Annotated in this window: 25 protein-coding genes; 20 read left to right on the forward strand and 5 right to left on the reverse strand. The window is 36.4% G+C overall.

Going from position 1 to position 22,714, the window contains the following annotated elements; genetic code table 11:
• The first annotated feature begins 61 nt into the window (after nt 1-61).
• The 17 genes from JK139_RS07195 to JK139_RS07275 all read left to right on the forward strand — a co-directional run bounded on the left by JK139_RS07195 (nt 62) and on the right by JK139_RS07275 (nt 16,508).
• Complete coding sequence (locus JK139_RS07195) at nt 62-2,497, forward strand: TonB-dependent receptor (RefSeq protein WP_218330928.1); 2,436 nt, start codon at nt 62-64, stop codon at nt 2,495-2,497.
• A 74-nt stretch (nt 2,498-2,571) separates the two neighbouring features.
• Nucleotides 2,572-2,850 carry a hypothetical protein gene (locus JK139_RS07200; RefSeq protein WP_228733158.1) on the forward strand — a complete coding sequence of 93 codons (279 nt, stop codon included), beginning with the start codon at nt 2,572-2,574 and terminating at the stop codon, nt 2,848-2,850.
• An 86-nt stretch (nt 2,851-2,936) separates the two neighbouring features.
• On the forward strand, nt 2,937-3,719 hold the full coding sequence (locus tag JK139_RS07205; RefSeq protein ID WP_317196296.1) for an MBL fold metallo-hydrolase: 783 nt from the start codon (nt 2,937-2,939) through the stop codon (nt 3,717-3,719).
• An 80-nt stretch (nt 3,720-3,799) separates the two neighbouring features.
• Nucleotides 3,800-4,666, forward strand: a complete 867-nt coding sequence (locus tag JK139_RS07210) for a helix-hairpin-helix domain-containing protein (RefSeq protein ID WP_074419385.1) — start codon at nt 3,800-3,802, stop codon at nt 4,664-4,666.
• A 68-nt stretch (nt 4,667-4,734) separates the two neighbouring features.
• Nucleotides 4,735-5,874, forward strand: a complete 1,140-nt coding sequence (locus tag JK139_RS07215) for an acyl-CoA dehydrogenase family protein (protein WP_074419384.1) — start codon at nt 4,735-4,737, stop codon at nt 5,872-5,874.
• Between the two features lie 235 nt (nt 5,875-6,109).
• On the forward strand, nt 6,110-6,460 hold the full coding sequence (locus JK139_RS07220) for an NADH-quinone oxidoreductase subunit A (protein ID WP_074419383.1): 351 nt from the start codon (nt 6,110-6,112) through the stop codon (nt 6,458-6,460).
• The gene (locus JK139_RS07225; RefSeq protein ID WP_074419382.1) at nt 6,451-7,005 is read left to right on the forward strand and encodes an NADH-quinone oxidoreductase subunit B; all 555 of its coding nucleotides are present in this window, start codon (nt 6,451-6,453) and stop codon (nt 7,003-7,005) included. Before JK139_RS07220 ends, JK139_RS07225 begins: the two co-directional genes overlap by 10 nt.
• 26 nt (nt 7,006-7,031) lie before the next feature.
• The gene (locus JK139_RS07230; RefSeq protein ID WP_179853740.1) at nt 7,032-7,457 is read left to right on the forward strand and encodes an NADH-quinone oxidoreductase subunit C; all 426 of its coding nucleotides are present in this window, start codon (nt 7,032-7,034) and stop codon (nt 7,455-7,457) included.
• A gap of 50 nt (nt 7,458-7,507) precedes the next feature.
• Nucleotides 7,508-8,623, forward strand: a complete 1,116-nt coding sequence (locus tag JK139_RS07235; protein WP_074419380.1) for an NADH-quinone oxidoreductase subunit D — start codon at nt 7,508-7,510, stop codon at nt 8,621-8,623.
• A 16-nt stretch (nt 8,624-8,639) separates the two neighbouring features.
• Nucleotides 8,640-9,716, forward strand: a complete 1,077-nt coding sequence (gene nuoH, locus JK139_RS07240) for an NADH-quinone oxidoreductase subunit NuoH (protein WP_081298667.1) — start codon at nt 8,640-8,642, stop codon at nt 9,714-9,716.
• Between the two features lie 112 nt (nt 9,717-9,828).
• Nucleotides 9,829-10,305 (forward strand): 4Fe-4S binding protein, encoded by a 477-nt coding sequence (locus tag JK139_RS07245; RefSeq protein ID WP_074418567.1) that lies wholly within the window; start codon nt 9,829-9,831, stop codon nt 10,303-10,305.
• A 1-nt stretch (nt 10,306) separates the two neighbouring features.
• Complete coding sequence (locus JK139_RS07250; RefSeq protein ID WP_074418565.1) at nt 10,307-10,822, forward strand: NADH-quinone oxidoreductase subunit J family protein; 516 nt, start codon at nt 10,307-10,309, stop codon at nt 10,820-10,822.
• A gap of 4 nt (nt 10,823-10,826) precedes the next feature.
• A complete protein-coding gene (nuoK, locus tag JK139_RS07255) occupies nt 10,827-11,144 on the forward strand; it encodes an NADH-quinone oxidoreductase subunit NuoK (protein ID WP_228733159.1) in 318 nt (105 codons plus the stop codon).
• Nucleotides 11,145-11,233: 89 nt separating this feature from the next.
• Nucleotides 11,234-13,156 (forward strand): NADH-quinone oxidoreductase subunit L, encoded by a 1,923-nt coding sequence (gene nuoL, locus JK139_RS07260; RefSeq protein WP_074419379.1) that lies wholly within the window; start codon nt 11,234-11,236, stop codon nt 13,154-13,156.
• A 29-nt stretch (nt 13,157-13,185) separates the two neighbouring features.
• Nucleotides 13,186-14,664, forward strand: a complete 1,479-nt coding sequence (locus tag JK139_RS07265) for a complex I subunit 4 family protein (protein WP_218330929.1) — start codon at nt 13,186-13,188, stop codon at nt 14,662-14,664.
• A 26-nt stretch (nt 14,665-14,690) separates the two neighbouring features.
• Nucleotides 14,691-16,115, forward strand: a complete 1,425-nt coding sequence (locus tag JK139_RS07270) for an NADH-quinone oxidoreductase subunit N (RefSeq protein WP_218330930.1) — start codon at nt 14,691-14,693, stop codon at nt 16,113-16,115.
• Between the two features lie 12 nt (nt 16,116-16,127).
• Complete coding sequence (locus JK139_RS07275; RefSeq protein WP_068246217.1) at nt 16,128-16,508, forward strand: hypothetical protein; 381 nt, start codon at nt 16,128-16,130, stop codon at nt 16,506-16,508.
• Between the two features lie 140 nt (nt 16,509-16,648).
• Here the strand turns inward: JK139_RS07275 and JK139_RS07280 are convergent, their stop codons facing one another.
• From JK139_RS07280 to JK139_RS07295, 4 genes are all read right to left on the reverse strand, one after another.
• A complete protein-coding gene (locus JK139_RS07280) occupies nt 16,649-16,792 on the reverse strand; it encodes a hypothetical protein (protein WP_176712999.1) in 144 nt (47 codons plus the stop codon).
• A gap of 54 nt (nt 16,793-16,846) precedes the next feature.
• The gene (gene clpX / locus JK139_RS07285) at nt 16,847-18,085 is read right to left on the reverse strand and encodes an ATP-dependent Clp protease ATP-binding subunit ClpX (protein ID WP_218330931.1); all 1,239 of its coding nucleotides are present in this window, start codon (nt 18,083-18,085) and stop codon (nt 16,847-16,849) included.
• Between the two features lie 158 nt (nt 18,086-18,243).
• A complete protein-coding gene (locus JK139_RS07290) occupies nt 18,244-18,882 on the reverse strand; it encodes a ClpP family protease (protein ID WP_074419376.1) in 639 nt (212 codons plus the stop codon).
• A gap of 48 nt (nt 18,883-18,930) precedes the next feature.
• Entirely contained in the window at nt 18,931-19,626 is a 696-nt protein-coding gene (locus tag JK139_RS07295) for a ClpP family protease (protein WP_074418139.1), read from the reverse strand.
• Nucleotides 19,627-19,976: 350 nt separating this feature from the next.
• On the opposite strand from JK139_RS07295, the gene JK139_RS07300 reads away from it, so the two are divergent.
• The 3 genes from JK139_RS07300 to fabD all read left to right on the forward strand — a co-directional run bounded on the left by JK139_RS07300 (nt 19,977) and on the right by fabD (nt 22,199).
• Nucleotides 19,977-20,393, forward strand: a complete 417-nt coding sequence (locus JK139_RS07300; protein ID WP_074418138.1) for a 6-pyruvoyl trahydropterin synthase family protein — start codon at nt 19,977-19,979, stop codon at nt 20,391-20,393.
• Nucleotides 20,356-21,078 (forward strand): GTP cyclohydrolase I FolE, encoded by a 723-nt coding sequence (folE, locus tag JK139_RS07305; RefSeq protein WP_228733160.1) that lies wholly within the window; start codon nt 20,356-20,358, stop codon nt 21,076-21,078. Before JK139_RS07300 ends, folE begins: the two co-directional genes overlap by 38 nt.
• Nucleotides 21,079-21,308: 230 nt before the next feature.
• Nucleotides 21,309-22,199 carry an ACP S-malonyltransferase gene (fabD, locus tag JK139_RS07310; RefSeq protein WP_218330932.1) on the forward strand — a complete coding sequence of 297 codons (891 nt, stop codon included), beginning with the start codon at nt 21,309-21,311 and terminating at the stop codon, nt 22,197-22,199.
• Nucleotides 22,200-22,262: 63 nt separating this feature from the next.
• Here the strand turns inward: fabD and JK139_RS07315 are convergent, their stop codons facing one another.
• Complete coding sequence (locus JK139_RS07315) at nt 22,263-22,712, reverse strand: GNAT family N-acetyltransferase (RefSeq protein ID WP_068246285.1); 450 nt, start codon at nt 22,710-22,712, stop codon at nt 22,263-22,265.
• Nucleotides 22,713-22,714: the final 2 nt, after the last annotated feature.

Genomic DNA, 22,714 nt, shown 5'->3' on the forward strand with positions numbered 1-22,714 from the left:
TTGCAAAAAATTAATGTTTATGAAATGGATGAATTGCATAAAAACTATTTGCTTTGTTTTAATGAGTATATTTTCAACTCAATTATCATTTGCGCATAATGAAGATAGAGGAGGCGGAGTGATCAGCGGAAAAATAATTACTGCCGATAATGAACCTGCAGAAGGCGTAACGGTTCATTTAAGAAATTTAAAAAATGAAAATAAAAATAGAACTACAGTTACCAATGAAAATGGCTTCTTCAAATTTAGTGGTGTTGCTATAGGAAATTATATAATAGAAATTTCCTTTGTTGGATATGAAACTATTCATCAAAAAATATTGATTGAAGAAGGTGCAAGGCTTCCTCTTTCTTATCAATTAAAAATATCAGAAAAACAGTTGCAGGAAATTATTGTTGAAAGCGCACAGAAAAAACTAAATGCGGGCAAAATTAATATTCCTGATAAAGATTTGCCATTGTCAACTGCAGTGATAAGTAGTAAAGTTATTGCCGATCAGCAGGCTATTCGTTTAGGTGATATCGTAAAAAATGTTCCGGGTGTTTCATTGGTACAAATGCGTTATGGTGTTAATGAAACTTATGGAGCAAGAGGCTATATTATTGGTATTACAGGCAGTGCAGGTGGCGGAAGTATTTTTAAGAACGGATTGCCCTACAATATTGCCGGCATGCCCGAAGCTGTATCATTAGAATCAGTTGAAATTATAAAAGGCAGCTCTGCTTTTTTATATGGAAGTTCTTCCGGCGGATTAATTATAAATATGATAAGCAAATTACCGAAATACAATTTTGGCGGAAATATTTCATTGTTGATGGGAAGCAATCAGCAATATAAGCCCGTTGTTGATGTGTATGGGCCCATCAATAAAAACCTTGCATTTAGAGTAATAGGTAGTTATGAAAATGACAGAAGTTACCGAGATGTTGTAAAAACAATCAGAACATATATCAATCCATCTTTAATGTACAGGTTCGGAAAAAAATCTTCATTGATTGTTCAGCAAGATTATCTGAATGCACAATTAACGCCCGATCCCGGAGTTGGGTTATTAGATAGCGGAAGAGTGTTAACTAAAGCCATTCCGCGGTCAAGATTTCAAAATGTTTTATGGGCATATAATAATGTTCTTCAAAGTTCTACCTCTGCAACATTTAAACATGTTTTAAATGATAAATTTACTTTTAACGCTTCAACATCTTTTCAAAATACAGATGTTGATTATTACGGATGCGGTAATTTAAATACAGCCGGTAAAACAGGGATTATAGCACGCCCTTTGGCAAGAGCACATAGTGTTGAAAAAGACTATGCCGCACAAATGAATATTGATGGAAAATTCAATATAAGAAATATTGAAAATCATTTTTTGGCAGGTGCCGATTATACCGGTATTGTTACACAAACCGATGCATTTAACATATATAATGCCAATGGAAGCCTTTTGAAAACTTACGATACCATTAATTTATTGAATCCTTCCCAATACATTCAGCGTACAGATATACCTGATGCCGTGAAGGTGGCAACCACAACCGCGCCATCATATCGGGCAGGCATTTATCTGCAAGATTTAATTACCATTACAAAACAAGTGCAATTATTTGCCGGTTTACGTTATAGTTATCAGGCTAACGTACAAACAACGATTGATAGTATGACCAACAATTCACGTCCGGCTGTGTCAGTAAAAGGCTCTGCAGCTACTGCTACCTATAATGTATTCTCGCCTAAAATAGGGTTGGTTTTTCAACCTGCTACAAACGTATCTTTTTATGCCAGCTATGCAAACAATTTTACTGCAAATACCGGTGTAGATGTATATGGTAATCCTTTAAAAGCATCAATTATTAACCAATACGAAGTAGGTGCCAAGAATATACTGGCCGATGGTAAATTATCAGCAAATATTAGTATATACAGAATTATTAATAGTAACCTGGCACAGCAGGCACAGTATTTGGCCGATGGCATTACGCCCAATACCAATTCAAACATAAAAATGCTTAGTGGTGAAACAACCAGTGATGGGGTAGAGGTTGGATTGAATGGCAACCTTTCTAAAAGCTTCTATTTTATTACCGGTTATGCTTATAATTATATCCGGTTCACACATACTTCCGGTGCAAAGGGTTCAAATATTGAAGGGGAACAATTGGTAAATGCCCCAAGGAATACAGCCAATGCAAGTATTTTCTATACATTTACTAACAATATGTTGAAAGGGTTTAAATTAGGTGCTTCCGGTTTTTATACCGGCACTCGTTATGGAGGGTACAACAATTTATTGGGGCAATCAGTATCCGGCAGCCGGTTAGTTTCATTATCAGATTTTACAACTGTTGATGTGTCTGTTGGTTATGCATATAAAAAAGTATCTGTACTATGCAAACTATCCAACATTTTTAATACACTGAATTATTTGGTTCATGATAATTACAGTATTACACCCATTGCACCGAGACAATTGTATACAACATTGAGCTATCAGTTTTAATGTGGATAAATCTAAATTTTACATTGCTGCTTCATTATTAATTTTGTTATCATAGTAGTGCATCAGTTTTAATTATGAAATACACGCAAAATAATTTAGACAAATTAGAAAATATTTTAGGAGAGAGCGATTATATTGTTCGTTATGAACGTGGTACTTTTCAAAGCGGATGGTGCTTGTTGGAATCTAAAAAAGTGGTAGTGTTGAATAAATACTTAGATACGGAAGGAAGAATTAATACATTATTCGATTTAATTCCGCAGGTAACTATCAATTATGATAAATTAACGCATGAAAGTCAGTTATTGTACGATGAGATTGTGAAAAATGCTAAATCGGTTGACAACGCATAAGTACAATATTTTATATAAATATGAAAAGGATGCACCTCGTAACTGCATCCTTTTTTTTATGATGGAATTAAGGTACTTTTGATATTGTGCAAAACCATCATTTAAAAATTACTTTTCTTGGAACAGGCACCAGTACCGGTGTTCCCATGATTGGCTGTGATTGTGCAGTATGTACTTCAACAGATTTAAAAGACAAGCGCCTTCGTAGTAGTGTATTAGTAGAATCTTTACAGGAGCCGGTTACCCTTGTTATTGATACTACACCCGATTTTCGTTACCAAATGCTGCGTATCAATAATCGTCGGTTAAATGCCGTTTTATTTACACATCCGCATAAAGATCATATTGCGGGTTTAGACGATGTTCGTGCATACAATTATTTTCAGCATACCAATATGCAGGTTTATGCCAATACATTAACAGCAGAGGCTTTGCAACGCGATTTTTATTATGCTTTTGCCGAAAATGCCTATCCTGGCGTACCTCGAATTGATTTGCATCTGATCAATCATGCTTCTTTTCAAATTCAATCTTTACACATACAACCCATTTGGGTATGGCATTTAAAGATGCCGGTGGTGGGGTATAGAATTGGTGATTTTACCTACATTACCGATGCCAATAAAATTGATGAACAGGAAAAAGAAAAAATTAGAGGCTCCTCAGTTATAGTGCTGAATGCTTTGCGTCAGGAGCCGCATATCTCTCATTTTAGTATGCAAGAAGCTATTGCTTTGGCGAATGAACTATCTGTTCCAGAAGTTTATTTTACACATATCAGTCACCAGTTGGGTTTACATGCTTCTGTCAGCAAACAACTGCCGCAACATATTCATTTGGGTTATGATGGTTTGGTGTTGTATGTGTAAATATTTTTTTATTTTTATGGATAAATGAGAAGCCATACGTGCAATTTCAACAATTACCTACCGAAAATTAACCTCGTTGTATGCAACCAATGAGAAAGCATTATTTGCATTTTTCAACCCGGCAAACCACCGGCATCATTATACTATTGGCTATAGTTGTACTTGTATTCAGTTTGCCTTATTTTTCTAAACAGGCGCCCACCGATTTGCAGGTGCTTACATTATCCAATACAGCATTGCAAATGGATGATGTAAATATGGAAAAAAGTATGCCCGATGACGCACCGCTCCGTAAGGCTTTACATTTGTTTTATTTTGATCCCAATACCATTGATTCGACGGGCATGGTACAAATGGGGTTGCGTCAAAAATTAATTCAAACAATATTGCATTATCGCAATAAAGGCGGAAAGTTTTTTAAGCCGGAAGATATTCGAAAAATTTGGGGTCTATTTCCGGAGGAAGCCAATGCCATGTTGCCTTTTATACAAATACAGTCATTACAAAATGCTGCAGGTAACAAACCTACTCAAACCGTCCTTGCTTTTCATTCGGTTGAACTGAATCAGGCTGATGTACAAGCATTCCGGCAAATTCCCGGAATATCGCCTGCACTGGCCTATGGCATTGTGCATTACAGAGAAAAATTAGAGGGTTTTGTACAAACAGTGCAATTAAAACAAGTACCCGGTTTTCCCGATTCATTGTATGCTACGATTGAGCCATATATTTACATCAATACGCAGCAAATTCCCAAAATCAATATTAATCGTGCGGAGCCTTTTGCTTTATTGCATCATCCTTTTATACCCGAAAATGTAGCAAAAGCCATTTTAATTCTTCGCAAACAACAAGGGTCTTTTCAATCTGTAGCCGATTTGCAAAAAATTCCTTTTTTAAATGCAGAAACTTATCGGCAAATCAGTGCTTTTTGTACGGTAGAATAATTTTCTTGGTGAACTCAAAAAAACTTCTACATTTGTGAACTAACATTAGTTAGTATTGTAGTATTGGTATGGAATTTAATCAAAGCGAATTAACAGAACAGGTAGCACAAACAGCAAGGGATTTTGCAAAACAGTATATTTTGCCGCATGTAATGGAGTGGGATGAACAACAGGAATTTCCCGTTGGGCTGTTTAAAGAAATGGGTAAATTAGGATTAATGGGGGTGTTGGTACCGGAGGCTTATGGAGGTGCGGGTTTAGGTTATTTCGAATACAGTGCTATTATTCAGGAAATAGCGCAGGTATGTGGCTCAATAGGTTTAAGTGTGGCAGCGCATAATTCATTATGTACCAACCATATTTTAACTTTTGGAACCGAATCACAAAAAATGAAGTATTTGCCAAAACTGGCCAGTGCAGAATTTATTGGTGCATGGGGCTTAACCGAACCGAATACCGGAAGTGACGCTGGAAATATGCAAACGGTAGCTGTAAGAGATGGGAATGACTGGGTAATTAATGGCACCAAATGCTGGATAACGCATGGCAAATCGGGAGATGTAGCAGTGGTAGTATGCAGAACGGGCGAACCGGGTGCTAAAAATAATGCATCTGTATTTATTGTGGAAAGAAGTATGCCGGGTTTTAGTGCGGGTAAAAAAGAAAATAAGTTGGGTATGCGAGCCAGTGAAACCGCAGAAATGATATTTGATAATTGCCGTATTTCAGATGTGCAAAGGGTAGGTGAAGTTGGAGCAGGCTTTCATCAGGCATTAAAAATACTGGATGGGGGTCGTATTTCCATTGCTGCACTTTCATTAGGCATAGCAAAAGGTGCATACAAAGCTGCAGTGCAATATGCCAAAGAAAGGCATCAGTTTAATCAGCCCATTGCCAATTTCCAAGGCATCAGTTTTAAACTGGCTGATATGGCTACTGAAATTGCAGCCGCTGAAATGTTAATCAACAAAGCCTGTCATCTTAAAATGATGGGTGAAAAATATACACGGGAAGCCGCAATGGCAAAATATTATGCCAGTGAAGTGGCCGTTAAAGTGGCAACAGATGCGGTTCAGGTTTTTGGAGGATACGGTTATACCAAAGATTTTCCCGTAGAAAAATTTTACAGAGATGCCAAACTTTGTACCATTGGTGAAGGCACTTCTGAAATACAAAAAATTGTAATTGCACGAGAGATACTCTTATAGTAAAGAGAGACTGTTTCTACAGTTCATAAAGAACGTTAGGTTTGGTTGCTTGCTCATAAACTTAGCCCCCATTTTTGGGGGCTTTGCTATTTTTATAGCAGTTGCGTAATACTTTCAAATGCATAACAACTGAAGATAGACTTTTAAAAAACTATCCATGCCAATATCAGCTTATCAAAAATTATTCGTAATTTAAATTTTACTTGTTAAGTTAGTAGTTCACAAAATAAGTATTATGGGTGCCATTGCTTTGTTCATTCTTACCATTGCTGCCATTATTTTTTCAGCCGGTGGTATCCTTGTATCCAGATTATTTACAAAAGGCAGTATCAATACTCAAAAAGGGCAACCTTATGAGTGTGGCATTCCTACTACAGGAACGCCCTGGTCGCAATTTCATGTGGGGTATTATTTATATGCTATTGTTTTTTTATTGTTTGATGTTGAATTGGTATTTATGTATCCCTGGGCTGTAGTAGTTCAAAAAATTGGTTTCCCTGCATTGATAGAAATGATTTTTTTTATCATGATTTTATTTATTGGGTTTTTATATGCGCATAAAAAAAGAGCATTAAAATGGATGTAACACCAGCCAATACAGTTATAGGTGTTTTCCCGGGTGAAGTACATCAGGCTCCGGGAGGAACCATTGTAACCAGTAAGTTAGACGATATTATTAATTGGGCCAGAGCTAATTCGCTGTGGCCACTCACTTTTGCTACGAGTTGTTGTGGTATTGAAATGATGGCAACAGCATCTGCCAAATACGATTTTTCCCGCTTTGGATTTGAAGTGGCTCGTGCCTCGCCCAGACAGGCAGATGTGATTATTATTGCCGGCACCATTGTAAACAAAATGGCACCGGTGTTAAAAAGATTATATGATCAAATGGCTGATCCAAAATATGTAATAGCCATGGGCGCTTGTGCCATTAGTGGCGGGCCATTTTTTTATAATACCTATTCTGTGGTGAAGGGTGCAGATCATATTATTCCTGTAGATGTGTATGTTGCAGGATGTCCGCCCCGCCCCGAAGCATTATTACATGCACTGATTACTTTACAGGAAAAAATAAAAAGCGGCTTAACCCGCGAACAACAATCCATTACCGTTAAGAATCTTACAGAATGACCAATGAAGCATTGAAAATAGCATTAATGAATTGGAACGCTGCCCTTGTTTTTGAAGAGGGCGGCGAGTGGTTGAATATACTGGTAACTGCCGATCGGTGGAAGCCATTGGCTAAAGCATTACATACACTGCCGGAGTTTAACTGTAATTATTTATTTTGTTTAACCTGTGTTGATTGGAAAACACATTTAACCATGGTGTATCATTTAACCTCTTTACAGTGGCAACATAATCTGGTGATAAAGTCAGTTTTAAACAGAGATAATCCTGAAATAGAAACCGTGAGTGATATATGGAAAGCGGCCGATTTTCTGGAAAGGGAAGTGTATGAGTTATTTGGGGTGAATTTTATCAATCATCCCGATTTAAGACGATTGATTTTAACGGATGATTTTAATGGATGGCCATTACGTAAAGATTTTGAAGATCCGGTGAATATGATCAGATTATGATAATGGCATGATTCAAATGATAATAATTTAAACTATTTTAAATTTTCGGTATGCACGAAGTGGTAGGCAAAACTCCCGAAGGAGATTTTATCATTAATGTAGGGCCTCAGCATCCTGCAACACATGGTGTATTGCATTTAGTGATTACACTGGAGGGAGAAACCATTAAAAATATAGAACCACATTTAGGATATATTCATCGCTCTATCGAAAAAATGTGTGAAAGCCTTACTTATCGTCAGTTCATATACGTTACCAGCAGAATGGATTATTTGTCGGCACACATTAATAACCATGCCTGTGCCTTGTGTGTTGAAAAAGGTTTGCAGGTAGAAGTGCCCTTGCGGGCACAATATATACGGGTTATTATGGATGAACTTACCCGTATTGCTTCACATGAATTGTGGTGGGGGGCAATGGCTATGGATGTAGGTGCTTTTACCCCTTTCTTTTATGCATTCAGAGAAAGAGAAACCATTAATGAAATTATGGAAGAAACTTGTGGTGCCCGTTTAACGATGAATTATATGGTGCCGGGTGGTGTAATGGCCGATTTGCATTCACAGTTTCAGCAAAAAGTAAAAGATTTTATAGCGCTCTATAAAAAGAAAATTGATGAATACAATGAATTGGTTACCGGTAATATTATTTTTCAAAACAGAATGAAAGGAGTAGGCTATTTATCAGCTGAAGATGCCATTTCGTATGGCTGCAGTGGTCCGGTTGCACGTGCCAGCGGTGTAGCTTGTGATGTGCGCAAACGCTATCCCTACGATGTGTATGGACAAGTGCAGTTTGAAGAAATCATAGAAACAGGCGGCGATTCTTTTGCCCGTTATTGGGTGCGTATTCAGGAAATGCAGCAGTCGGTACACATCATTGAACAACTAATTGATAATATTCCGGAAGGCGATTTTCAGGCAAAGACAAAGGCTGTATTAAAATTACCCAAGGGTGAGTTTTATCAACGCGTAGAAACAGCCAGGGGTGAATTAGGGGTTTATATTGTAAGTGAAGGAGGTACAACACCTTATAGAATTAAATTCAGATCACCGGGGTTTTCAAATTTATCGGCATTGAATCAAATGGCAAAAGGAGGAAAAATTGGTGATTTGGTAGCCACGATGGGAACTTTAGATTTGGTTATTCCTGACATAGACAGATGATTATTAATAAATGAATATGATTAGTTTAGAAGCAATCAAAAATGCGGTTCAAAGCTGGTTGCAGTTGCATATTGGCGGCACTTTGGCCTTAGTGGCAGAAAATATTTTGCTGGGTATATTGGTAATTGCATTATTTGCTGTACTGGGGTTACTATTGGTATTTATGGAACGTAAAGTGTCGGCCGTTATGCAAATTCGTTTAGGCCCCAACAGGGTAGGGCCTAAGGGTTGGTTACAAACCTCTGCCGATACTTTAAAACTCATGTTGAAAGAAGGTTTAACGCCTGATGGGGCAGATCGCTTTTTATTTAATTTGGCGCCATTTATGATTATGATTGCTGCCATGCTAATAATGGCACCTATTGCATTTGCCAAAAATTTCCAAATTTGGGATATTAATATTGGTGTATTGTATATTTCTTCGGTAGCTTCTATTTCCGTAATTGCTATTTTAATGGCAGGATGGTCTAGCAATAACAAATATTCGTTATTAGGTGCCATGCGCAGCGGCGCACAAATTATTAGTTATGAATTGTCGGCCGGTGTTGCTGTGATTACCATGATTATTTTAACCGGAAGCCTGAGTGTAAATGAGATTATTGCCTCACAGGAAAATGGATGGTGGATTTTTAAAGGTCATATCCCGGCAATAATTGCATTCATCATTTTCATGATTGCAGTTACTGCTGAAACAAACCGTGCGCCCTTCGATTTGGCTGAAGCAGAATCAGAGCTAACGGCCGGTTTCCATACCGAATATTCCGGGATGAAATTTGCTTTGTTTTTTCTGGCAGAGTATATCAATATTTTTATTGTTTGTGCCGTTGCTGCAATTTTATTTTTTGGTGGATGGATGCCCTTGCATATTGGCCATTGGCAGGCTTTTAACCATTTAATGGATTATATTCCATCTTCAATTTGGTTTTTTGGGAAAACCTTTTTGTTGATATTACTCATCATGTGGTTTAGATGGACATTTCCCCGGTTACGAATTGATCAGTTATTAAATTTAGAGTGGAAATATTTATTACCCATCAGTTTGTTGAATATGTTATTGATGACGGTTGTAGCAATATTAAAATGGTATTTATAGAAGTTGATTTTTTCGTGGAAACGTTTTAAAGATACTATACTTATTGCAGTACAAGTGTGCTACGCAACAAAAGTTGAACATTGTACGAATAGCTGGTAACAAAAATAAAAAAATGAGCATACAACAATACATACAGAATGTTTATAATGCAGTAAAATCTTTACTGAAAGGCATGCGCGTTACCGGATATTATTTTTTTCATCCAAAGGAAATTATTACCGAACAGTACCCGGATAATCGGAATACTTTAAAGTTGGCCGATCGGTTTAAAGGTGAAGTTGTGATGCTGCACGATGAAAATAATGAACATGCCTGCACCGGTTGTACTGCCTGTGAATTAGCCTGCCCAAATGGAACCATTAAAATTATTACCCAATTTGATATTACGCCGGAAGGGAAAAAGAAAAAAGCATTGAATACATTTGTATATCATTTGGAATTATGCACCATGTGCAATTTGTGTGTAGAAGCTTGCCCAACAGGAGCCATTGTGATGGCACAAAATTTTGAACATAGTGTATACGATAGAAAACAATTAACGAAAACCTTAAATAAACCGGGTTCAAAATTAAGAGCCGGTATTGAATAATATGGAAACAATTATATTTTACGGCATTGCACTCTTTATTTTAATAACCGGAATTTTAGCTGTAACAGCCCGGCATATTTTTAGGGCAGCTATTTGGCTCTTATTTTCTTTACTGGGAATTGCCGGTTTGTATTTTTGGATGGATTTAAATTTTGTTGCAGCGGTTCAAATTATTATTTATGTTGGCGGAATTGTAGTGTTGATTATTTTTTCAATTTTCCTTACGCAGCAATCCGGGCAAAAAATGGCCCAATCTTCTTTATTGCAATACATATTTAGTATTGCTGCAGTTGTTTTTGGAACTGCATTTATTGGCAGTATAATAGCCCGTTTTTATTTTGTAGAGAGCCATGTTGTAATGAATGCGGCAGTTGAAAATATTGGTACACAATTAATGAGTGTACAACAGTACGGTTATGCATTGCCTTTTGAACTGGTAAGTATTTTATTACTGGCAGCCATGATAGGAAGCATTGTAATTGCCATGAAACAAAAAACAGAAATTAAAAATAGTTAAACAAATGATGCAACAAATAACATTGCAACATATTTTATTGTTAAGTACAGCCTTGTTTTTTATTGGGGTATTTGGTCTGTTAACACGAAGGAATATGATTGCAATTTTAATGAGTATTGAATTGATGCTGAATAGTGTAAACATCAATTTTGTGGCATTTAATAAATACCTCTATCCAGAAAAATTAGATGGTGTTTTCTTTTTTTTGTTTGTAGTTACAATTGCGGCTGCCGAGGCCGCAGTTGCCATTGCCATTATCATTCATTTATATCGTTATCAACAACAAATTGATGTGGCTGAAACAGAGAAAATGCAATATTGAAATGAATTTTATTTAAAAATTATTTTATTGTGTAACATATAAATTAAATACAAACATAATTGGATTATTTGAATGTTTAAATTACTGCTATGAACGAAGGGTTGATGATGATACTAATACTCAGTTTACCATTAAGTGCATTTGTGGTAATCCGTTTTTTTACCGGAAGACGTATGGAAATATTTTCCGGTTATTTTTCTACACTCGTTTTGGTGATTACAAATATTTTGGCATTTGTATTTGCCTGGCAATATTTCTTTGAATATGGAAAAATCAATGGAGCCTATGCTTTGTTTGTGCCGGTAGATGTGAAATGGCTTGTTTTTACCGATTATCTGTCAATTGATTTTAGCATTATCATCGATGCTGTTTCTGTCATGATGCTGCTAATTGTTAGCTTTATTTCGTTGATGGTGCATGTGTTTAGTATGGGTTATATGAAAGGAGAAAAAAGGTATGGCTATTATTTTGCCTATTTAGGCTTATTTACATTTGCCATGCTGGGGTTGGTATTATCCGGTAATCTTTTTGAACTGTTTATGTTTTGGGAATTGGTGGGTATTTCATCTTATTTGTTAATTGGGTTTTACTACACAAAACCGGAGGCCGTTGCTGCAGCAAAAAAAGCTTTTATTGTTACCCGTTTTGCTGATTTTGGGTTTTTAATCGGTATATTGATTTTGGGTAGTCTGGTCAATGATTTTGATATTGTTCAAATGATTAGTTCCATTTCACAGCAACAGGTATTATGGCATGGTGCGACTGCATCATTTTTGGGCATGTCGGTGTTAACCTGGGCATGTCTGCTCTTATTTATGGGTGCTGCCGGAAAATCAGCGATGTTTCCTTTGCATATCTGGTTGCCCGATGCCATGGAAGGACCTACTCCTGTTTCTGCTTTAATACATGCAGCCACAATGGTAGTTGCCGGAGTGTATTTAATCGCACGATTTTTCCCGGTTTTCCAAATGGATGCAACAGTTTTGTACATTATTGCAATTGTGGGTGCTGGAACGGCATTGTTTGCTGCCATCATAGCTTGCACACAGTCTGATATTAAACGAGTATTGGCATTTTCTACCATTTCTCAAATTGGTTATATGATGCTGGCTCTGGGTGTAGATGATAGCCTGAATGGTATTCATGAAGGTTATACTGCAGCTATGTTTCATTTATTTACACATGCATTTTTTAAATCGCTTTTGTTTTTGGGTGCCGGGGCTATTATACATGCTGTGCATACCAATGATTTGCATGAAATGGGTGGATTACGCAAACAACTTCCTGTTACCCATGTTAGTTTTTTAATCGCCTGTTTGGCTATTTCAGGTATACCTCCCTTTTCTGGTTTTTTTAGTAAAGAAGCAATCTTATCTGCAGCTTATGAAAGCAATAAATGGTTATATGCTATAGCATTGATTACTGCTGCTATTACTGCCTTTTATATGTTTCGATTGTATTTTAGTATTTTTTGGAACAAGCCTGTTTCAGATGCTACTTCAATCACAAATGAGGGTGGCTGGCCGATTCGGATACCATTAATAATACTTGCTATCCTGGTATTGATTACAGGCTTTATTCCCTTTGGAACTTTTATAAGTGCTAATGGAAAGCCTTTGTTGTTGGAAATACATTTTGGCTTTTCCGTTATTCCTGTTTCACTCTCTGTACTTGGCATTTTTTATGCGGCAGTATTGTATTATCAGCAAAATAATTTACCTGCTTTATTAGAAAAATCGTTTGGATGGTTGTATGTTACCATTCGACAAAAGTTTTATATCGATGAAATATATCTCTTTATTACACACAAAATTGTAATGAATGGAATAGGCAATACAACCGCTTGGATGGATAAAAATATAGTGGATGGGATGGTGAATTTAAGTGGTTTACTTACACTTCAAATTTCATTGTTAATAAAAAAAATACAATCAGGTAAAATACAGCAATACCTTTTGTATTTTTTAATAGGTGTGCTATGCTTATTGGCAGTGGTATTATATAAAAACTGATTGCTGTTGCTAAAACCTGAACAAAAAATATGATTGTTAATTTTTTATTAATCGCTCCGCTGCTAACTGTTTTATTGCTATTGATGGTTAAAAATGAGCAGTATATGAAGCCGATTGCTTTAGCCGGTTCGGTAATACAGTTGTTGGTAATTATTGGTGTACTGATACAATATTTGGGTTTACAAACAACAACAAATGGAGCAATGCTATTACAAACAGATATCATCTGGTTTGCTCCTTTACACATTCATTATCATATTGGTGTAGATGGTATTTCGATGGTGATGTTGTTTTTAACTGCATTCATTGTAATAGCAGCTATTCTGGTTTCATGGAAAGAAGTGCTTTTGCAAAAGGAATTTTTTATTTTGTTAACATTATTGGCTTTGGGAGCCTATGGTTTCTTTATCTCGATTGATTTATTTTTAATGTTTTTCTTTTTGGAAATTGCCGTAGTCCCAAAATTTTTACTCATTCTGATATGGGGTAATGGTAAAAAGGCCTATAGTGCAACTAAATTGGTATTAATGTTAATTGGCGCTTCTGCATTACTGTTTATGGGCATTTTAGGTTTGTATTACCACGAACCCGGCCAGTTGCAAAGTTTTGATATGTTGCAAATTGCTCACATGCAACTCCCTTATGCGGTACAGCTAACATTTTTTCCTTTTTTGTTTATTGGTTTTGGGGTATTTACGGCATTGTTTCCTTTTCATACATGGGTACCGGATGGGCATTCATCTGCACCAACTGCAGGCTCTATGTTTTTAGCAGGTATTTCAATGAAATTGGGCGGATATGGGTTATTGCGATTGGTGCTATTACTGATGCCTGCAGCGGCTCAGTTTTATGCGCCTTATATTATTCTGCTTGCAGCTATTGCCATATTGTATGGTGCTTTTGCTACTATGGTTCAAAAAGACCTGAAATATATGAATGCCTATTCTTCCATTAGCCATTGCGGATTTGTATTGCTTGGAATTGGTATGTTAACGCCGGTGGCTTTAACAGGTGCAGTATTACAAATGGTTTCACATGGATTGATGACTGCTCTTTTCTTTGCTGCAATTGGAATGATATACAGCAGAACACATACCCGCATTATTCAGGAAATGAGTGGATTACTGGTATATATGCCTTTTATTGGTGGTTTGTTTATATTGGCAGGTCTTACTTCATTGGGCTTGCCGGGGTTGAGTGGCTTTACTGCAGAAATGACGGTTTTAGTAGGTTCCTGGCAGCAGCCGGTTACAGCATACAGAATTGCCACCATTGCAGCTGCCGCATCAATTGTAATTACGGCTGTATATGTGCTTAGAGCCATTGGTACGGTATTAATGGGCAAGGCAAAGCAATTTGAGCATACGCCAACAGATGCACGTTGGTATGAACAATGGGCGGGTACTATTTTGGTATTGGGTATTTTATTGGTTGGTGTTACACCATTTTTATTATTGAAATTAATTACACCTTCAATACTGTTTTTTCAACAATATATTTTTAAATAATTGAATCATTCTATCCCTTCAGCCACATGACGTATTATTATATACAACTATTATTACCTTTTAAACAAGAGCTGCTCTTGTTGCTCACTATTTTTATTTTATTACTGGTACAACTTTCAGGTAAGAAACTGCAACAGGAATGGACCATGCAATGGGTAAATGTCATGTTGTTAGTAACAGTACTGGCAGGCTTTTGGCAGGTTGGTTATTCCACTGATTTAAGTACCATGTTTCAATTAACGCCCTTCAATGCTTTTGAAAAAACGGTGCTTGTGTTTGCAACTTATCTCATTTCTTTACAGGCATATAACTGGTTGCTTCATCATGAACAGATAATGGAGTTCTATGTATTATTGCTCAGCTCTTTATTGGGAATGTTTTGTATGATTTCAGCTACCAACTTACTGTTTTTTTATGTGGGGTTAGAACTCTCTAGCATTCCTTTGGCTATATTGGCTAATTTTCATTTGCAAAAAAAACAATCTTCTGAAGCTGCATTTAAGTTCATTGTTTCTGCTTCTTTCGCATCTGCATTATTATTATTTGGTATTTCATTACTATATGGCTGCACTGGTTCGCTCAGTTTTATTAGTATTGCCGATCATTTGGTTATAAATTTTTTTTCTATTTTGGCTTTTGTACTTTTTTTTGTTGGACTGGCTTTTAAAATTTCAGTAGTGCCTTTTCATTTATGGACTGCAGATGTTTATGAAGGATCTCCGGTAACTATTACGGCTTTTTTATCAGTTGTTTCTAAAGCATCTGTTTTATTTGTTTTGCTGAATTTTTTATTCAAAGTATTTAATTCTTTAGAAAATGTATGGCATGTGATGGTCCTGATTCTGCTAACGTTAACGATTGTAGTTGGAAATTTATTTGCATTGCGACAGCAGAATTTTAAAAGATTCATGGCATTCTCTTCCATTACACAGGTAGGGTTTATTTTAATTGCTTTATTGGGTCAAAATATAACTGGTAGCGCTGCAGTTGTTTATTTTATAGTGGTGTATTTATTTTCTAACCTTTGTGTTTTTGGGGTAATAGCATTGGTGGCAGCCATCACCGGAAAAGAAAAAATTGAAGATTTTAAAGGGTTTTATCAAACCAATCCTTTTTTAGCATGGGTGTTATTGCTGGGATTGTTTTCATTAGCAGGTATACCACCTACTGCAGGTTTTTTTGGAAAATTTTTCCTGTTATTATCAGGTGCACAAAGCAATTATTTTGGGTGGATTACTTTTGCAGCTTTGAATTTAGTGGTTTCATTGTATTATTATTTGAGAGTAGTAGTAGTAATTTTTCATCGTGAATCTGCCGCAGTAATAGCGCCTATTCAGATTCCCAAACCCGTTCAATTTAGTTTTTTCATTTGCATTGCGGGGGTAATTATTACCGGTGTGGGTAGTTGGATTTATACTTACATTTATTCATTAGCAGCCGCTGCTTTTTAAAAAATAATGTGTATGGCCATCAATAAAAATCATGAATTTGAAGATTTGGATGGAATAAAATGTGCTATCGTAGAACGCAATATTTCCAGCGAACGCGTAATGTTTTTAAAAAATCTGTTAACCTATAACGGATATACCGTTGTAGTTGTTCCCGTAATCAATCCCGCAGCGAAAAATACAGTTGTTGAATCAGCATTGCCGAACGAAAAAATAGTTCCTGAATTGTTTACTATAGGTGTTACCGATGTAACCTTTAATGTTACTAATGCAATTTTTGGCAGGGCACTCAAAACAAAAGACGGGAAAATAGTAACACTGGCATACTGGCAACAGAAAGATAAAATATCGCACGATGATATACCTTATTTTGCAGATAACAGTTGTATGAACTGATAAGGAAAGTGGCAAAAAAATGAGGCTGTTTCAAAAGTCCGAGGCAGCCTTATATTATTCGGTAAGGGAGGGGGTGGAGAAAGTTTTCATTTAAGCCATTTTCAAACGCATCATTTTACTTTTGAGACTTCCTCATTTTTTTATTTTTTGAAAATATTATTGACTGCGCCTCCCAACATAGGAAATTTTTCTTTTACATATCCTGCTATTGTTTCAATGGCTTTTTGTGCCTGTTCGGGCGTTAAGCCGGCTTCTGCTACTAAGCGTTCAATCAGTTCATTCATGTGTTTATTTTTTAATGATTTGATTTGTTAGGGGTTAATTCAATTGTATGTTGGCTATGCAACTTTTAAAAGGCTTAATTTGCTTTTATTGAACATTTTTTCGGCATAAGCCAGATCTACATGAAATTCTTTTTGCCGTGATCCGGGTAACTCAAACATGGCATCGGTTAAAATACTTTCGCAAATACTGCGCAATGCTCTGGCCCCAAGTTTGTATTCCAAAGCTTTTGTAACCATAAAGTCGTATACCTCATCGTCAATAGTTAATATAATATTTTCCAGTTCAAACAAACGCTTGTATTGTTTAATTAATGCATTTTTAGGCTCCGTTAAAATATTGCGTAAGGTAGATTTATCTAAGGGATCCAAATGGGTTAATACCGGCAAACGGCCTAATAATTCAGGAATTAAACCAAACGATTTTAAATCTTGTGCACTCACAAATTGCAGCAGGTTGTTTCTTTTATTTTCCTGTTCATCTTTATCTACATTAAATCCAATGGCATTGGTATTAATTCTTCTGGCAATTATTTTATCAATACCATCAAAAGCGCCACCACAAATAAATAATATATTTTTTGTGTCTACTTTAATCATTTTTTGTTCGGGATGTTTTCTGCCGCCCTGCGGAGGAACTAAAACTTCTGTACCTTCCAGCATTTTCAATAATCCCTGTTGAACACCTTCTCCGCTTACATCACGGGTAATAGATGGGTTATCGCCTTTTCTGGCAATTTTATCAATCTCATCCACATAAACAATTCCTTTTTCTGCAGCATTAACATCATAATTACAATTTTGCAGCAGGCGCGTTAGCATACTTTCTACATCTTCACCCACATAACCTGCTTCTGTAAAAACAGTAGCATCAACTATGGCAAAAGGTACATTCAGCATTTTGGCAATGGTTTTAGCCAACAATGTTTTTCCGGTACCGGTTTCGCCAATCATAATGATATTGCTTTTATCAATTTCAATATCATCTGCCTGTGTTTTTTGAGTAATACGTTTATAATGATTGTATACCGCTACACTTAAAACTTTTTTTGCTTCATCCTGCCCAATTACATACTCATCTAAAAATTTTTTAATTTCTAAGGGTTTTTTTATAGATATTTTAGTTGAGTTTGCGGCAGGTTGAATGTTATTATCTTTTAGTTCCTGTGCAATAATTTCCTGAGCATGTTCAATGCAATTTTCACAAATATGCGCTTCCTGTCCGGCTATCAGAATTTTTACTTCTGCCCGGCTTCTTCCACAAAATGAACAATGTAAATGTGTTTGTTTGGCCATAATACAATTTTTGTGTGTTTTAATAAGCTGTTAATGAATGGGTTAACACATTAAAACAACATACAACCACTGCCCGTAGGTACATGTAGTGACTGGCAAAGTTACTAATTTGTTGATACCGTTTAGGTTAAAAGTGACATTCGGTAATGATGCAGGATTTATATTTTGGTAAGTACGGCATCTACAATACCATATTCAACGGCTTCTTTCGCATCCATCCAATAATCGCGGTCAAAATCTGTCATGATTTGTTCTACTGGTTTACCGCAATTTTCAGCTAAAATTTTCGCGCCTAAATCCTTTGTTTTTTTCATTTGATCGGCCTGAATTTCAATATCGGCTGATGTGGCCTGAATATAACCACTAAGGCTGGGTTGATGAATCATTACTTCGCCATGCGGGTAAATAAATCTTTTCCCCTTTTTGCCAACACTTAATAGAATAGAGCCCATACTGGCAGCTAATCCCATGCAAATAGTGCTTACGGGCGATTGGATGAGTTGAATGGTATCGTAAATTACCATGCCACTGGTAACTACTCCGCCGGGGCTATTGATGTATAATTTTATCTCTTCTCCGGGTTTATCTGCATCTAACAATAACAATTTGCTCACCAACTCTCTGGCACTTTTATCATCTACTATTCCCCACAAATAAACTGCTCTTCTTTCAAAAAAAAGTTTCTCCATTTTTTTCAGCATCTGAGGGCTCATGGGTTCTTTCTCTTCCTTATTGTTGTTTTCTTCTTCTCCTTCTTCATTTAAGTAAGGATTAATGATGTATTTGTTCGTAATCATAAATATTTTGCTTTAAAATGTTGGTAAAAATGGCAGACAATGCAGCAATTAGTCTTTTTTATCTTTTTTAGGATTACGGAATAAAACCTCATCCACCAATCCATATGCTTTGGCATCTTGTGCAGTCATCCAAAAATCTCTGTCGCAGTCTTTACCTACTGTTTCAATATCTTTTCCTGTATGCTCTGCAATTACTTCATACAGTTCTAACTTTAATTTTTTGATTTCACGGGCAGTAATTTCAATATCTGTTGCCTGGCCACCAATAGCGCCACTGGGTTGGTGCAACATTATTCTGCTGTGTTTTAATGCGGTGCGCTTTCCTTTTACACCTGCACATAATAAAACGGCACCCATACTGGCTGCTACGCCGGTGCAAATGGTAGAAACATCGGGGGTAACAAATTGCATGGTATCATAAATACCCATGCCGGCATATACACTGCCACCAGGGCTGTTGATATACATTTGTATGTCTCTGGTGCGGTCTGTACTATCTAAAAACAACAATTGCGCTGTTACAATATTGGCCACATAATCATCTATTGCTTCTCCTAAAAAAATAATACGGTCCATCATAAGCCGGCTAAAAACATCCATTTGGGCAACATTGAGGGAGCGTTCTTCAATGATATAAGGGGTTAAAGCGGTTGGATTGAAATGGTTGCGGTAATTATGTAATGTTGCACTGCTGATTCTTCTGTGATGAATCGCATATTGCTCAAATTCTTTTTGTAAGTACATGCTCAATTAATTTTGAATGAAGTTAAGAGTTTAAGATGTTCAAATACCATGCAAAAAAAACAATACGACAAAATTACAGGTTAGCTGTTTTGTTTAAAAAAAATAAAAAATTTTTAAACAAAATAATCATTAATTGGTTACTATTGGTTAGCAGGCTAATTTTGATAAATATTTCAGTGTATTAAAAAAAGCTTTCTATCGGTACAGGCCACTTGATCAGCACACTTCTGATGCAGTGCCTGTAAAAAAAGTTTTCAGTTGGGTTTTTAGGTTTTTTTTGAAGTGTGCAACCGAACTGTGTGAACAGTTGTATGTGAATTGCATCAGCAAGTGTAACAGAAAGGAAAATTATGAAGCAAAACAAAGTAGCAGTATATCGTAAAGAACATTTTAATGCCGCCCACAGGTTGCATAATAATGCATGGAGTGATGAAAAAAATGCAACTGTATTTGGTTTATGTAATAATAAAAATTTTCATGGTCATAATTATGAATTAATTGTGAAAGTAACCGGTGAACCCAATCCCGATACCGGTTATGTGTTAGATTTAAAAGTTTTGAGTGCATTGATAAAAAAAGAAATATTAGACCAATTTGATCATAAAAATTTGAATTTAGATACGGGTTACTTTCAACAAGTAAACCCCACAGCCGAAAACATAGCAAAAGTTATTTATCAGTTGCTGCGTGATAAGCTGGACGAACAATTAGAACTAAAAATATTTTTATATGAAACAGAGCGAAACTATGTCGAGTATCCAGCTTAATGGCAAAACTAAAGCAGAATTAACCGATGTATTGATTGATGAAATGGGTGATAATCACATCCTTACATCAGTAGATACACCTCTTCGGGAAGATGCTTTCGATTTATCTGATGAGGAAAAAACAAAAGCTATCGAAAAACATTTCCGTTCTATTATGGAAATTATGGGGTTAGATTTAACTGATGACAGTTTAAAAGGTACGCCTAAGCGAATGGCAAAAATGTATATTAAAGAAATATTCAGAGGATTGAATCCTGCCAATAAACCTAAAGTGACTTTGTTTAATAATACCTACCAGTATAACCAAATGCTGGTTGAAAAAAATATCTCTTTTTACAGCAATTGCGAACATCACTTTGTACCCATTATTGGAAAAGCGCATGTAGCCTACATTAGCAATGGTAAAGTAATAGGATTAAGCAAGCTAAACCGAATGGTAGAATATTTTGCTAAAAGGCCACAGGTGCAAGAACGGCTTACCATGCAAATAGGCACCGAATTACAACAAATTTTGGGTACCAACGATGTAGCAGTTGTAATTGATGCAAAGCATTTATGTGTGGCTAGCCGAGGTGTTGAGGATGATACTTCTACTACCATTACCTCTTTTTACGAAGGTAAATTTAAAGAAGAAACTACCCGGAATGAATTTCTGAAATATTTGGAATTGAACACGAAGTTCTGAGAGAAAAGCCCGATGCACAATTGGCCGGTTGTTTTTGCTACCGGCTTTTGTATGCATATAATACAAACTATTTTAAATATTTTACAGGATAGTTGTATAAAACAATACTTCGGTTTTTAATTTATAAGTATACTTGCATTAATTTTAAATGGATGTTTTATTGGCAGCAGATGAAAACATTTAAAAAGCAATCGTAATTTTTAATATAGGAATTCAATAAATTTTTTATAATGAAACATGCATATGTTTTTCCGGGACAGGGTGCGCAATTTAGTGGAATGGGTAAACAATTGTATGAGCAACATGCTATTGCAAAGGAAATGTTTGAAAAGGCAAATGAAATATTGGGTTTTCGCATTAGCGATATCATGTTTACCGGAACAGATGAAGCGTTGAAACAAACCAATGTAACGCAACCGGCAGTTTTTTTGCATGCAGTGATTGCTTATGCCATGCTGCCTTCACCAAAGCCTGATATGGTAGCAGGCCATTCGTTGGGAGAGTTTTCTGCCTTGGTAGCCAATGGAGTGTTGCAATTTGAAGATGCGTTACGATTAGTGGCAGTTCGTGCCAATGCCATGCAAAAAGCCTGTGCATTACAACCTTCTACTATGGCCGCCATATTGGCAATGCCCGATGAAAAAGTTGAGGCCATTTGTGCGGAAGTACAACAGGAAACAGGCGAAGTGGTGGTGGCTGCCAATTACAATTGTCCCGGACAATTGGTGATTAGTGGTACCATTAAAGGAGTGGAAATTGCCTGCGAAAAAATGAAAGCAGCAGGCGCCAAACGTGCTTTGGTATTGCCGGTTGGAGGAGCTTTTCATTCTCCTTTAATGGAGCCTGCCAAAAAAGAATTAGCCGAAGCCATTCAAAAAACCAATTTTAGTGAACCCGTTTGCCCGGTTTATCAAAATGTTGTGGCACAGGCAGTGAATGATGCCAAAACCATTCAACAAAATTTAATAGTGCAATTAACCGGTGCTGTTAAATGGACACAAAGTGTGGAAGCAATGGTTGCTGACGGCGCTACGCATTTTACAGAAGTAGGTCCGGGTAAAGTATTGCAGGGGTTGGTTCAAAAAATTGCAAAGAATATTACAACAGATGGCGTTAGTTAAAATGCCCCAAAAAAGTATAAACGAAAATGGGTAGCCGTTATTGAAAGCTACCCATTTTATTTTTTAAAACTGAAGCGAGCAGTTCATCCATTCATCTTCAATTTTGGCATTATACTTTTTATAAAATTGAATGGCAGGTTCATTCCAATTCAATACCTGCCATACCATTCCATTTAATTTTTTTTCTTTTGCTTCCTGAATAAGCGCATCAAAAAGCAGGCTGCCAATTTTTTTACCCCTCATTTGTTCCGTTACCAAAATATCTTCTAAATACATGCGCTGCCCCTTCCATGTACTGTACCGAATATAGTAAAGTGCAAATGCCTGAACTACACCCTCTACCTCGGCTACCAATGCCCACCAAACAGGCTTTTCACCAAATCCGCTTTCTTCAAAATGTTGTAAGGTAACGGTTACTTCTTCCGGTGCTTTTTCAAAAACAGCCAGTTCATGAATTAATTCTAATAATCTTGCGCAATCTTTTTTTTCAGCTTTTCTAATTTGAATATTCATAT

It is taken from the genome of Hydrotalea lipotrueae, from assembly GCF_019249625.1.
Taxonomy (GTDB): Bacteria; Bacteroidota; Bacteroidia; order Chitinophagales; family Chitinophagaceae; genus Hydrotalea; species Hydrotalea flava.